The following is a 13,889-nucleotide window of genomic DNA, read 5'->3' on the forward strand; positions in this document are numbered from 1 at the left end:
CACCCACCTTTGCACGGAGCGACACAATGCAGCCGACCATCGCCATCATCGGGGCCGGGGCCAGTGGCCTGGGCGTGGCCAAGGCCCTCAAGGAGAGTGGCCAGGCCTTCGAGATCATCGAAGCCACCGCGCGTTTCGGCGGCAACTGGCAGCCGGACGGACCGGCGTCGAAGATGTACGCCTCGGCGCACCTGATCAGTTCGCGGCGCAACACCCAGTTCGCCGACTTTCCGATGCCCGAGGACTACCCGGACTATCCGCGCCACGACCAGGTGTTCGCCTACCTCACGCAACTGGCCGAACACTACGACCTCGCCGCGCAGACCCGTTTCAATACCCGGGTCACGCGGATGGACAAGGACGCCGCTGGCTGGTGCCTGAGCTTCGCCGACGGCAGCCAGGCGCGCTACAGCGCCGTGGTGGTGTGCAACGGCCTGCTCGGCGTGCCGACCATCCCCGCCTACCCCGGCCACTTCAGCGGTACCGCGCTGCATGCCGGCGACTATCGCGGCGCCGAGCAACTGCGCGGGCAGCGGGTGCTGGTGGTGGGCGGTGGCAACTCCGGCTGCGACATCGCCGTGGACGCCGCGCAGACCGCCAGCCGCGCCCTGCACTCGACCCGCCGCGGCTACCACTACATGCCCAAGTTCATCGACGGCCAGCCGACCCAGGAATGGCTGATGGACCAGGCGCCGAAGTTCAGCGACGAAGACGCCTACTGGGAGCATGTCGAACGCAGCTTCAAGTTCGCCGGCTTCGACGGCCGCGACTACGGCCTGCCGGCGCCGGACCACGACATCCGCGAGTGCCATCCGATCCTCAACTCGCAGATCCTCTACTACATCGGCCACGGCGACCTGCAGGCCAGGCCGGACATCCAGCGCTTCGACGGGCGCCAGGTGCATTTCGTCGACGGCAGCGTCGAGGAGATCGACGTCATCGTCTGGGCCACCGGCTACGCCATCGACCTGCCCTTCCTGCCCACCGAGCTGTTCGACTGGCGCCACGACTTCGACGCGCTGTTCCTGCGCATGCTCCCGGCCCGCCACGACGACCTGATGTTCGTCGGCTACCTCAACACGCCGTCGGGCATCGGCAACCTGGCCAACATCACCGGACGCTTCATCGCCGCCTGCCTGCAGGCCCGCGCCGCCGACAGCCCGGCCTGGCACCAGCTGCTGCAGATCAAGCAGCGCCCCGGCGATCTCGACCTCGGCCAGCAGCGCTTCATGCAGACCCGCCGGCACGCCCATGAGGTGGACCTGTGGAAGTTCATCCGCACCCTGAACTTCCTCACCGCCCGCCTGCAACAGAACCCGTCCCTGGCCCGCAGCGCCTGACTCTCCCGCGAGGCACAAGCATGAACCACCCCACCCGTTTGCCCGTTGCCAGCGAGCTCAGCGCCAGCGAAGCGCTGCGCCTGCTGGATACCCTCGACACCGCGCCGCCGGCGGACCCGCAGACCCCGCTGCTGGCCGAGCTGCGCGAGCTGGTGCTCGGCGTGCTGAAGATCGCTCCCGAGGACTTCTCGCCCACCCGGCCGCTGATGGACTACGGCCTGGACTCCATCGCCTCGACGGAAATCGGCACCCTGTTCACTGCCCGCTTCGGCATCACCGTGCCGCCCACGGTGTTCTTCGAATTCCAGGACCTGAGCAGCTTCTGCGGCTACCTGCTGAGCAACCACCGCACGCAACTGCAAAGCCGCTACGCCCTCGCGCCGGCCGCCGCGCCCGTGCCCGTGCCCGTAGCCACACCTGCACCCGTGCCGCCGCCCCGTGCCGCGGTGCAACCCCAGCCAGCGCCGCTGCAGCGCGCGGCGATCGCCGAGGCCAGCCCGGCCGCCAGCGGCCCGCTGTCCATCGAATCGCTCTGGCAGACGTCGGCGGCGCCCAGCGAACCGGCGTCCAGCCTTGAACCCGCGCAAGCGCTGCTCGACAGCCAGCTCGCCACCTGCCGGCAGGCCACCCGCCTGCAGCTGCTGCGCCCCGACGCGCCGCGCCTGGAATGCGCGACCTACGGCACCGGCCGCCCGGTCCTGCTGCTCGGCGGGCTGGTCATGCAGTACGACGTGATGTGGCGCCTGCAGATGCAGGCCCTCGGCGCCCGGCACCGCCTGCTGATGTTCCACCTGCCCGGCTGCGGCGCGGCGGAGCTGCCGGCACAGTTCAGCCTCGACGACCTGGTCGCCGACCTGGTCGACCTGCTCGATCAGTTGAATATCCACGAGCCCATCCCGGTCATCGGCTATTCCTTCGGCGGCGTGCTCGCCCAGGCCTTCGCCCTGGCCCACCCGGAGCGCTGCGCCGGGCTGTGCATCAGCGTCAGCTCGCCCTTCAGCGAGGGCGCCAGCGACTTCCCGGTGCTGATGCGCGAGCTGCAGAAGAGCCCGCGCTTCATGACCCTCAACCGCGGCTGGAACATGCCGGCGCTGCCGGCCTACCAGCAGGTGATCGGCGACTTCGACCTGCGCCCGCGGCTGTCCGCCCTGAAGCGCCCGTGCCGGATCATCTGCGGCAGCGACGACGCCTATCAGCCGCCGGCCTATTCGGCGCTGATCGCCGCCGCCGTGCCGCATGCCGAACTCATCGAAGTGGCCGGCGCCGGGCACCTGCTGGGCTTCACCCACCATGAGCGCTACAACCAGCTGCTGCTGGAATTCCTCGCCAGCCTGCCGACGCCCGAAGGCCCGGCAGCGCCGCCCCCGCCGACGCGGATCTTCCGCCCGGCCAGCGCGCAGACCCTGGAAACCCTCGCCGACTACGTGCGCCAGGGCGAACAGGGGCATTGCGCGATCCTCTCGGCACCGGCGGCGCAGACCGCCGTGCTGCTCAACCACCTGAGCCAGCGCGGCAAGCGCGAGCCAGGCGACTACCGCGCGTATTTCATGACTTCGCTGGAAGAGGCCTTCGATGCCGCCCTGCGCCTGGCCCGCCACCATGCGCGCAATCGCACCCCGGACGGCGCCGCCGGGCTGCTGCTGATCGACGCCAGTGGCTACTGGGCACGCTATTTCGACCCGCTGCAGCGCGGCGAGCGCGACGCCCTGGTGCCCGGGGTACGGGTGGTCGCCAGTATCGCCGAGGCCCTTGCCCTGCTCGCCGGCCAAGGCCCGCGGGAGCTGGCCGCGGTGGCCTGCATCGAGGCCGCCGACGCCAGCCCGCAGGCCTGCGACGAGCTGATCGCGCGCCTGGCCGGCAGCGGCATTCTCAGCCTGCTGGTCGAGCCGTGCGAAGACCCGGAGTGGCCGCTGCTGGCCCTGCGCGAGAGCGCCGACCTGCTGGTGTTCGGCGAAGGCCTCGGCGGCTTCCAGGCCCCCCTGGGCGCCTGCCTGGTGCACGAGCGGGTCAACAACCCGTGGCTGATGACGCCCAACGAAAGCTACGTGCGGCATGTCATGACCAACTTCGGCCTGCCCCTGCGCCTGGCCTTCGACGAACTGATGCAGCGTTTCGCCCCCGGCCTGCCCGGCGACCTGCTGCGCCAGTTGCGGCGCATCGACAGCAGCAGCGAGGCGACCTACCAGGCGCACCTGCGCCATGGCAACAGCGGCTATGCGCGGATCGCCCGCATGCACGGTTTCGCCGCGCGCTTCCATGAGGCCCGCGGGGTGCGCTCGCGGCTGCGCGTCGATGGCCAGCCGTCGCGGGAGATCATCGACTGCTTCGTCAACGTCGGCACCTGCCCGCGCGGGCTGAACCCCGAGGATGTGATCGAGCAGGTCAGCGCCCGCCACAATCCTGACCATGACTACTGGCAAGAGTTGAGCACGCTGCTCGGCGAGCGCTGCGGTCTGCCCCGGGCGCTGCCGGCATCGAGCAACGTCACCGCGGTGGAAGCGGCGCTGACCCTGGGCCTGCTCGGCGCCCGCGGCGAGCGGCGCAAGCTGCTGTGCTTCAGCGGCGGCCTGGGCTTCACCCTGCTCAGCGCGGCGTCCTCGCGCAACGAGACCTTCGATATCTTCCGCCAGCCGTTCGAGCCGCTGCATGCGCACACCGTGTTCATCGACCCGCAGGCGGCGGATGCCGAGGCGCAGTTGCAGACGCACCTGCTCAGTGGCGAGATCGCCCTGGTCTGGTTCGAGACCCTGCAGGTCGATGCCAACGCCGCGCGACCGCTGCCACCGGCGCTGATCGCCCTGATCGAGCGGCATCGCGAGGCCGGCGGCTACCTGGTGGGCGTCGACGAAACCCAGACCAACCTGATGACCGGCCGCTTCCTGCACAGCGCGCCCCAGGTGACCCGGCCGGACATCGTCGCCCTCGGCAGCGCCCTGTGCGACAGCCTGCTGCCAATGGGCGTGGTGCTGTACCGCGACGACCTCGAACAACGGGCCGGGCAGCGCCAGCCACGGCGCCTGGCCGACCTGCGCGAGCGCGGCATCGTCCAGCTCGGCGCGCATATCGCCCTCAACTGCCTGCGCGCCCTCGAACGCGACGACGCGCTGGGCCAGGCCCGCGTGCAGGGCGAGTACTTCAAGCAGGGGCTGCTGGCCTTGCAGGGCGAGTTCCCGCTGATCCGCGAGGTGCGTGGCGAGGGCCTGCTGCTCACCCTGCAACTGGACCTCGCCGGCACCCCGGCGTTCGTCGAACGCAGCTTCGGCTACCTGTTCTGGGGCCACCTGCTGCGCGACCCGCAGGGCGGTGTCGCCGCCGCGGTGTGCCCGATCTACAACGACTGCCTGCGCTACCTGCCGCCGCTGAACATCGACCGCGCGGCCATCGACCTGATCCTCGCCAACCTGCGCCGCGCCCTGCAGCGCGGCATCGACGGCGTGCTCGACGAATGCGCCGAGCACAACCGCACGCTGGGCGATACCCGCACCGCCGACTTTCTTGCCGGGCTGATTCCGGCTAAAAAAAAAGGAGCCACCCTGTGACTGAGCACATCAGCGTCATCCCGCCGAGCCTCGCCGAACCAGGCGTGGTCCCTGTCCGTCCGCTGCCCGGCCGTGGCGCGCGGGTCTGCATCGTCGGCGCCGGGGTCGGCGGCCTGTCCATGGCCCGCGCGCTGAAGCGCAAGGGCATTGCCTTCGACTGCTTCGAGCGGCGCGAGCGCATCGGCGGGATCTGGGCCTTCGACCCCAGCGGCCGGCACACCTCGGTGTGGTACAGCATGAACATGAACACGCCCAAGGGCCTGTACCAGTTCAGCGATTTCCCGATGCCCAAGCACTACCCCGACTTTCCCTCGCACCGCCAGGTCCACGCCTACCTGGAGAGTTTCGTCGAGCATTTCGAGCTGCGCGACTCGATCCACCTGGACTGCCCGGTGCAGCACACCGAGCGCCTGCCGGACGGTGTCTGGCGGGTCACCCTGGGCTCCGGCGAGGTGCGCCACTACGACGCCCTGGTGGTCGCCAACGGTCATCACAACACGCCGAACTTCCCGGCCTACGCCGCCGCCAGCGACATCGACGCGATCCACTCGCAGCAGTACCGCTACCGCCACGGCTACCAGGACAAGCAGGTGCTGGTGGTCGGCGTGGGCAACAGCGGCGCGCAGATTGCCGTGGACGTCAGCCATGACGCGCGCATGACCTTCCTGTCGCTGCGCCGGGGCGTCTACGTGCTGCCGCACTACCTGTTCGGCATTCGCATCGACAAGGTCATGGGCCACCTCAACGACTGGTGGGTGAAGAAGATCCTGCCCTACCCGCTCACCGGCCTGCTGTTCACCGGGCTGTACAAGGCGCTGATCGCCAAGCGCAAGCAACTGGGCATGCCCAAGCCCGACCACCTGATGATGTCGAGCCTGCCGACCCTCTCGGAAAACTTCGCCAACCGCGTCGGCGACGGCAAGCTGAAGATCGTCCCGCAGGTCAGCCGCATCGACGGCAACACCGTGCATTTCGTCGACGGCAGCCAGCAGGAAGTCGACGCAGTGATCTACGCCACCGGCTACCACACCGACTTCCCGTTCCTGCCGGAGGCGTTGCTGAAGATCGAGGACAACCGCATCCCGCTGTTCCAGCGCATCTTCCTCCCGGAGGTGCCGAACCTGGCGTTCATCGGCCTGTTCCAGGCGGTGACCTGGGGCTTCCTCGACATGATGGAGCGCCAGGCCGAACTGACCGCCGACTACTTCGCCGGGCAGTACCTGCGCCCGGACGCCGCCGCCGAACGCCGGCACATCGGCGCCGAGCGCAAGGTCATCGAGCGCGAGTTCCTCGCCACCCCGCGCAACAACTACGAAATGCACGGCCCGACCTACATGCACTACCTGGCCCGGGAATGGCGCCAGGGTCGCGAGCGCGCCAGCGCCACCGGCAATGTCAGTCCGCTGCAGGCCCGGGCCCACGAGTACGAAGCGATGGCCGCGCTGGCCCGGGAGAGCGTGCCATGCCAGGACTGAGCGCCGCGCCGCTGGCGGTGGTCGGCATGGCCGGGCGCTTTCCCGGCGCGCCGGACCTGCGCGCCTTCTGGGACCTGCTCGACAAGGGCCGCGATGCAGTACTGCGGGTGCCGGCCGAGCGCTGGGACTGGCGCGAGTACGACAGCGAGCTGAACCCCGGCGAGTACACCAGCTATTGCCAACGCGGCGGCTTCATCGAGCAGGTCGACTGCTTCGACGGACGCTTCTTCGGCATCCTGCCGCGCGAGGCGCAGGGCATGGACCCGCAGCAGCGCCTGTTCCTGCAGTGCGCCTGGAACGCCCTGGAGGATGCCGGCTATGCCCCGGGGCAACTGGCGAAGCGCCGGGTCGGGGTGTTCGTCGGCGTCGGCCATGCCGACTACCCGGCACTGATGCGCCGCGACGGCGTGCCCAGCGACGCCTGGCGCGGCACCGGCATCGCCCTGACCGCCATCGCCAACCGGGTGTCGTACTGCCTCGACCTGCACGGGCCCAGCGAAAGCATCGACACTGCCTGCTCCAGCTCGCTGGTGGCGCTGCACCGCGCCAGCCAGTCGCTGCGCGCCGGCGAATGCGAGCTGGCGATCGTTGGCGGGGTCAACCTGCTGCTCGGCCCGGAACTGTTCGTCGCCTTCGCCAAGGCCGGCATGCTCAGCCATGCCGGGCACTGCCAGACCTTCGCCGCCAGCGCCGATGGCTACGTGCGCGGCGAAGGCGTGGCGGCCCTGGTGCTGACCCGGGCCGAGACCGCCGCCGCCAATGGCGACTTCATCTACGGCGAAGTCCGCGGCAGCGCGCAGAACCATGGTGGCCGGGCCTACAGCTTCACCGCGCCCAACCCGACCGCGCAAAGCGAAGTGATTCGCCAGGCCTGGGCCCAGTCCGGCTATTCGCCGCGCCAGGCCTGCCTGATCGAAACCCATGGCACCGGCACGCCGCTGGGTGACCCGATCGAGATCGATGCGCTCAAGCAGGCCGTCCCCGCCGACGCGGGCCCGACCATCGCCCTCGGCGCCCTGAAAAGCCAGATCGGCCACCTGGAAGCCGCCGCCGGCATCGCCTCGGTGGTCAAGAGCCTGCTGTGCCTGCAGCACCGCCAGCAGGTCGGCAACCTGCATCACGCCAGCCTCAATCCGCAGATCGAGCTGGAAAGCAGCGCGTTTCGCCTTGCCCAGGCCGGCGCGCCGCTGCAGGCGGCGGACGGCGCGCCATTGCTGGCGGGCGTCAGCGCCTTCGGCTTCGGCGGGGTCAACGCCCATGTGGTGCTGCAGGCCGCCGACGCGCCGGCCCCCGGCGAAGACGACCCGGCGTCCTGGCTGATGCTGCTCTCGGCCAAGGATGACGACGGCCTGCGGGCCCGCGCCCGGCACCTGCTGGAGGTACTGGACGCCGAGCCCGCCGACCCTCATCAGCGTCTGCGCGAGGAACTCCTCGAATGCCTGCGCGACCTGCTCGGGTTGATGCCGGCCAGCGACGCCAGCCCCACCCGCCTGGCCACGCTGGCGGTGGATGCCGGCTATTTCGTCGGCTGCCTGGAGCAAGCCCTCGACGTCTGCCAGCTGGACGTGCCGATCGATGCCTGGCGCGGGGCGCTGACCCTGGAGGAAGTGGTCCAGCGCCTGGTGGCGGAACTGCCGACGCAGTCCGACCGGGCCTCGCGCCTGGCCAGCCTGCCCGCCGTGCCCTTGACCGACGCCACTCTTGGCGCGATCGCCCGCACCCTGCACCAAGGCCGCGACGCCATGGCCAGGCGCCTGGCCTTCGTCGTCGCCAGCCACGCGCAACTGGTCCAGCGCCTGCGCGGGTTCCTCGCTGGCGACTGCGACGCGCTGTACCTCAACGATGGCCGCCCGGTCACGACCGCACCGGAGCACTCGGAGCAGCCCGCCGATGCCGCGCAACTGGCGCGCTGGGCCGCGTACTGGGTCAACGCCAAGGCGGCGGCGCCAGACTGGGCCAGCCTGTATGGCGAGCGGCCGCGTCCCGGCAAAGTCCCGCTGCCTGGCTATCCATGGCGCGCCGAGCGGGTCTGGTACACCGCGGTGAGCCAACCTGTCGCGCGTAACCGGGTCGGCGCCGCCCAGGCCTGGCGCGACTGCTGGGAGCCCGCTGCCGCGCCGCCCGCTTCGGCCATGGCCCTGGCCGGCCTGCTCCAGCATGCCCTGGGCCGGCACGGCGATACGCCGCTGGCCTGGCGCGACCTGCGCTTCGGTCCGCCGCGGGACCTGACCGACACCGACACGCTGAATTTCACCCAGGTCGACGCCCAGTGGCAGGCCAGCCTGGACGGGCAGGTGCTGTTGCAGGCGCGCGAAGACTCGTCCGGCGACACCCCCGCCGCCGTCGCCAACCTCGCCGTGGCCAGCGCCCTGGCCAGCGCCGCGCTGTATGCCGGGCTGGCCGACAAGGGCCTGCGCTACAGCGCCGCGGGACGTGTCCTGCGCGAGGTGCGTGGCACCGCCGACAGCCTCCACGCCAACCTCGGCAATATCGACGACGCCGACCTCTGGGCGGTGCTGCTGGCAACCCTGGCCGGCGCTCCCGCGCTGCTCGCCGACGCCAGCGCGCCACGCCTGCCGTTTCATATCCGCCGGCTGTGGCTCGACCCGCGCGCGCTGCCTGGCGCCCGCCAGTTGAGCCTGCACCGGCAGGGCCAGCGCTGGGCACTGGACCTCAGCCACAGCGACGGCCGCCACGCCCTGCACCTGGACGGTGTCGAACTGCGCGCCCTGCCGGCACAACCCGCACAGGTGAGCGCATGAAGGCCTGGTTGTTCCAGGGCCAGGGCAGCCAGCGCAAGGGCATGGGCGCGGCGCTGTTCGCGCGCTTCCCGGCACTGCGCGACGAAGCCGCCGAGATTCTCGGCTATGACCTCGCCCGCCTGTGCCAGGACGATCCCGAACAGGCGCTGAACCAGACCCGCTACACCCAGCCGGCGATCTACGTGGTGTCCTGGCTCGGCTATCTCGCCGCCCGCGACGAGGGCGTCGAGGCGCGCTTCGCCGCCGGCCACAGCGTGGGTGAGTACGCCGCGCTGACCGCCGCCGGGGTGATGGACTTCGCCCTCGGCCTGCGCATCGTCGCCGAGCGCGCGCGGCTGATGGCCGAGGTGCGCGGCGGCGGCCTGCTGGCCCTGCTCGGCCAGGACCAGGAGCAGGTCGCTGCGCTGCTCGGCGAACTGCCGGAAAGCGGCCTGGCCATCGCCAATATCAACAGCCCGCGGCAGATCATCGTCGGCGGCGCCCAGGCGGAACTCGAGCGGCTCGCCGAGCTGTGCGCCACGCGCAGCCTGCGGGCCCTGCCGCTGAAGGTCAGCGGTCCGTTCCACACCCCGCACATGGCTACGGCGCAGACCGCCTTCGGCGAGTTCCTCCAGGGCCTCGCCACGCGCTTCGAAGCCCCGCGCTTCCCGGTCATCGCCAACCTCGATGCCCAGCCCCACAGCCGCGAGGGCCTGGTCGAGCGCCTGTCGCGCCACCTCAGCCAGCCGGTGCGCTGGCAGCAGGTGGTGCAGCGCCTGCTCGCCGAGGGTGTCGAGGACTTCATCGAGATCGGCCAGCCGGCGATTCTCGGCGGCATGCTCAAGGACATCCGCGCCCAGGCGCCAGCACCAGCACCACAGCCACAGCCCGTGGAGCGGCCGCTGCTGGTGCAGGCCATCGCGCCGCGCCAGGGCGCCGAAGCGCTGCTCGGCGAACTGGCCCGCCACGGCGTCATGGGCCTGCTCGACGGGCATGACCTCGACGACCGCGAACTGGAGCAGACCCTGGCCCGCTACAACGCCACCCCGCACCTGCGCGGCCGCTTCGGTGTCAGCCTCGGCGGCGCCGCGCGCCTCGCCCGGGTCGCCGAGCAGGGGGTGCGCTGCATCGAGATCGCCGCCCACGACCTCAGCGCCGAGCTGCGCCAGCGCTGGCCGCAGGTGCACTGGCTGGTACGCCTGGAACGCCATGCCGACCTCGACGCCGGCCTGGCCCACGCCGATGCCCTGCTGATCGCCGCCGACCGGCACATGCCGCTGCTGCTCGACGCCCTCGCCCGCCGCGAACGCCAGGCGCGCCAGCCGCTGATCGGCGCCGGCGGCCTGGCCGCGAGCCCGGCGGGGGTGCAGGCCCTGCTCGACCTCGGCGTCGACTTCGTCGCCCCGGGCGCGCTGTTCCTTCTCGCCAGCGAAGCCGCGCTGCCTCGCGACGAGCAACAGCGCCTGGCGCGCATGGGCCGCCAGGACCATCGCCCGCTCAGCGACTGGCGCTACCCGGAACTGCACAGCCGCAGCCCAGGCTATGTGCTCGACCAGGCCGCCCAGCTCGCCAGCGAAGCGCAGCAGGTGCTGTACCTCGGCGACAGCATCGACGCCGCCGCGCGGCGCGACCTGCAGCAACGCATGCAGGCCGGGCTGACGCGGATCCAGGTGCACGGCGACGCCTCGCTGTGGCTGTTCAACCACTGGCGGCGCCAGCACGCCGCCGACCTGCCCATTCCACTGCCCGCGGCCCAGTTGCTGGAGCTGCTCAGCCCCGCCGCCCGTCCAAGGAGAACCCCATGAGCCTGATCGACACCCTGCAACGCCATATCAGCGCCTTCATCAGTACCGAAGCCGATCTGCCGGCCGACGAGATCGACCTGCACAGCCCGCTGGGCGCGCTCGGTGTCGGCTCGCTGCTGGGCACGCGGCTGATCGGCAACCTGGAGGAGCATTTCGCCGTGCGCCTGCGCCCGACCCTGCTGTTCGAACACCCGAGCATCGCCGAGCTGGCCAGCGCCATCGCCGGCATCGTCGCAGGCGACCAACAGGAGGAGTCCGCGCATGTTTGACAAGACCGGCCTCACTCCACAGGAAGTGCTCACCGCCAGCGGCCAGCTGGCGATCCACGATTGCCTGGCGCTGCGCGCCCGCCTGCACCCGCACAAGGTGCTCTTCACCCTGCTCGACGATGACGGCGAGGAGCAGCAGCGCCTGACCTATGCCGAACTGTTCGGCCGGGTCGGCGCCATCGCCCGGCAGTTGCGCGAACACAGCGCGCCGGGCGATCGCATCGCGCTGTTCTTCCCCCAGGGGCTGGAGTTCATCGCCAGCTTCCTCGCCTGCCTGGACAGCGGGCGCATCGCCGTGCCGGTCAACCTGCCGAACCGGCGCCGGATCGAGCGTTGCCTGAGCATCCTCGAAGACAGCGACAGCCGCCTGCTGCTGGTCGCCGACAGCGAACGCGACGCGCTGCAGCAAGCCTTCGCCGGCAGCTTCGCGGCGCAGTTGCCCATGCTCGCACCGACCCCGGCCAGCGCCGCCGAGGTGCCCTGGGTCCGCCCCGACGACAGCGAGCCGCAGCGCATCGCCTTCCTGCAGTACACCTCCGGCTCCACCTCGGCGCCCAAGGGGGTGATGGTCAGCCACGCCAATATCAGCGCCAACCTGCGCATGATGCGCGACGCCTGGGCGCTGGATCAGGACAGCGACTTCGTCACCTGGCAGCCCCATCACCACGACATGGGGCTGATCCTCGGCCAGTTGCTGCCGATCGTACTGGGCAACCACACGGTGATCATGGCGCCGTCCACCTTCGTCCGGCAGCCGCTGCTCTGGCTGCAGGCCATCGCCCGCTACAAGGCGCGCCTGGCCGGCGGACCGAACTTCGCCTACAACCTCGCCGTCGAGCGCTACGACGCGCAGCGCCTGGCCGGGCTCGACCTGTCGCACTGGACCCACGCCCTCAACGGCGCCGACGTGGTGCGTTCGGCCAGCCTCAGCCGCTTCGCCGAGTGCTATGGAGCCCACGGCTTCGCGGCGAGCAGCTTCCTGCCCTGCTATGGCCTGGCCGAAGCGACCCTGTTCGTCGCCGGCGGTCCCCATGGCCAGCCGGTGCGCACCCTGCAGGCCGATGCCGGGGTGCTCGCCGCCGAGCAGCGCCTGGCCTTCCCCACCGACGCGGCGCAGGTACAGGAGCTGGTGGGCTGCGGCGAGCCCTCGTGGGAGGTGCAGATCGCCACGGTCGACCCGACCAGCCTGCAGCGTTGCGCGCCGGGGCGGATCGGCGAAATCTGGCTGCGTGGCCCGGCCATCGCCCAGGGCTACTGGCGCAACGACGAAGCCACCGCCACCGCGTTTCACGCGCGCATCACCGATGAACCCGGGCACACCTGGCTGCGCACCGGCGACCTCGGCTTTGTCGAGGAGCAGGATCGCCAGCTGTATGTCTGCGGCCGCCTGAAAGACCTGATCATCTGCGAAGGGCGCAACCTGCATCCGGAAGATATCGAGCACCGCGTGCTCGAAGCCCTGCGGGAAGTGCGGGCGCAGAGCTGCGCGGTGTTCAGCCACGACAACGAGCAGCAGCGTCAGCTCATCGTTGCCGCCATCGAACTCAACCGCGAGCTCAAGCGCTGGCTGCAGGACGACCCGCGCCAGCTCAAGGCCCTGGTGCGCGGCGCGGTGGCGGACAGCCATGGCATCACCCTGAACCGCATCGTCTTCGTCCTGCCCACCAGCATCCACAAGACCACCAGCGGCAAGATCCAGCGCGGGCGCATGCGCCAGCTGTACCTGACGGGGCAACTGGAGCTGGTCGATGGCGAATGAGCCGGGGCTGGTGCAGTGGCTGGCGGATCCCGCAGCGCCGCTGAGCCTGGTGTGCTTCCATTGTGCCGGCGGCAGCGCGCAGAGTTTCTTCCCGTGGAAAAAGGCCGCTGCGGGCTTGTGCGAGCTATATGCCGTGGAGATGCCGGGGCGTGCCCGGCGTCTGCGCGAGCCCTTTGCCGCCTCGGTGGCGGCGCTGGCCGAGGGCTTCGCCCGCCAGTGCCGGGAGTTGCCGGACAAACCCTTGCTGCTGTTCGGTCACAGCCTGGGGGCCCTGCTCGCCTACGAAACCGCCCGCCGCCTGCTGACCGAAGGTGCGCGGCGACCGCTGGCCTTGCTGGTGTCATCGCGGCAGAGCCCGGATTGGCTGCCGGTGTGTGCCGGCCTGCCGGAACTGAACGACCAGGCCCTGCGCGACTACCTCGCCGAGCTTGCCGGGACGCCGCGGGAAGTGCTGCAGAACAAGGCGATGATGGATCTGGCGGTGCCGGTGTTGCAGGCGGATCTGCTGTTGATCCTCGACTACCGGCATGCGCATGCGCGGCCGCTGGAGATTCCCGTCTGGGTATTCGGCGCGGTGGATGATCGACAGGTGAGCTACGAGTCGCTGCTGGCCTGGCAAGGGGTCAGTGGCGCGGGGTTTGGGTTGCGCATGATCGAGGGGGGGCATTTTGCGGTGATGGAGCGGGTTGAGGGGGTGTTTGGGGTGGTGCGGGGGTATGGCTCGCGCGACACACTGTAGGCGTTCCCGCAGACCGTCGAGCTGCACTGTCGCGCAGAGGACGGATCGCAAGTGCACCGCATTCGTGTGGGAGCGGATTCATCCGCGATCGACGGCAAAGCCGTCGTAAATCCTAAGTCCCGAATTTGACTGACACACCGGGAATACAGGTTTTATGGCCGCTTCGCGCCCAATCGCGGATGAATCCGCTCCCACACAGTCCCTGCTGAATCAAAGAGCTCC

General features: G+C 70.4%; 8 protein-coding genes. All 8 read left to right on the plus strand.

The features are described from left to right. Window positions 1-26 precede the first annotated feature (26 nt). Genes RTI28_RS16865 through RTI28_RS16900 form a run of 8 tightly spaced genes read left to right on the plus strand, consistent with a single transcriptional unit; the run spans window position 27 to window position 13,667 of the window. Entirely contained in the window at window positions 27-1,340 is a 1,314-nt protein-coding gene (locus RTI28_RS16865; protein WP_316921514.1) for a flavin-containing monooxygenase, read from the plus strand. Window positions 1,341-1,360: 20 nt separating this feature from the next. Beyond that, window positions 1,361-4,879 carry an alpha/beta fold hydrolase gene (locus RTI28_RS16870; RefSeq protein WP_316921515.1) on the plus strand — a complete coding sequence of 1,173 codons (3,519 nt, stop codon included), beginning with the start codon at window positions 1,361-1,363 and terminating at the stop codon, window positions 4,877-4,879. Beyond that, complete coding sequence (locus RTI28_RS16875) at window positions 4,876-6,354, plus strand: flavin-containing monooxygenase (protein ID WP_316921516.1); 1,479 nt, start codon at window positions 4,876-4,878, stop codon at window positions 6,352-6,354. The genes RTI28_RS16870 and RTI28_RS16875 overlap by 4 nt, the downstream gene beginning before the upstream one ends. Then, window positions 6,342-9,116 carry a beta-ketoacyl synthase N-terminal-like domain-containing protein gene (locus tag RTI28_RS16880; RefSeq protein ID WP_316921517.1) on the plus strand — a complete coding sequence of 925 codons (2,775 nt, stop codon included), beginning with the start codon at window positions 6,342-6,344 and terminating at the stop codon, window positions 9,114-9,116. Before RTI28_RS16875 ends, RTI28_RS16880 begins: the two co-directional genes overlap by 13 nt. Next, window positions 9,113-10,900, plus strand: coding sequence for an ACP S-malonyltransferase (gene fabD / locus RTI28_RS16885; protein WP_316921518.1), 1,788 nt, complete (start codon window positions 9,113-9,115; stop codon window positions 10,898-10,900). Before RTI28_RS16880 ends, fabD begins: the two co-directional genes overlap by 4 nt. Further along, the gene (locus RTI28_RS16890; RefSeq protein ID WP_316921519.1) at window positions 10,897-11,169 is read left to right on the plus strand and encodes an acyl carrier protein; all 273 of its coding nucleotides are present in this window, start codon (window positions 10,897-10,899) and stop codon (window positions 11,167-11,169) included. Before fabD ends, RTI28_RS16890 begins: the two co-directional genes overlap by 4 nt. Further along, window positions 11,162-12,928 (plus strand): fatty acyl-AMP ligase, encoded by a 1,767-nt coding sequence (locus tag RTI28_RS16895; RefSeq protein WP_316921520.1) that lies wholly within the window; start codon window positions 11,162-11,164, stop codon window positions 12,926-12,928. The genes RTI28_RS16890 and RTI28_RS16895 overlap by 8 nt, the downstream gene beginning before the upstream one ends. Then, on the plus strand, window positions 12,918-13,667 hold the full coding sequence (locus RTI28_RS16900; protein WP_316921521.1) for a thioesterase II family protein: 750 nt from the start codon (window positions 12,918-12,920) through the stop codon (window positions 13,665-13,667). Before RTI28_RS16895 ends, RTI28_RS16900 begins: the two co-directional genes overlap by 11 nt. The last annotated feature ends 222 nt before the right edge of the window (window positions 13,668-13,889 follow it).

It is taken from the genome of Pseudomonas sp. zfem002 (assembly GCF_032621685.1).
Taxonomy (GTDB): Bacteria; Pseudomonadota; Gammaproteobacteria; order Pseudomonadales; family Pseudomonadaceae; genus Aquipseudomonas; species Aquipseudomonas japonica.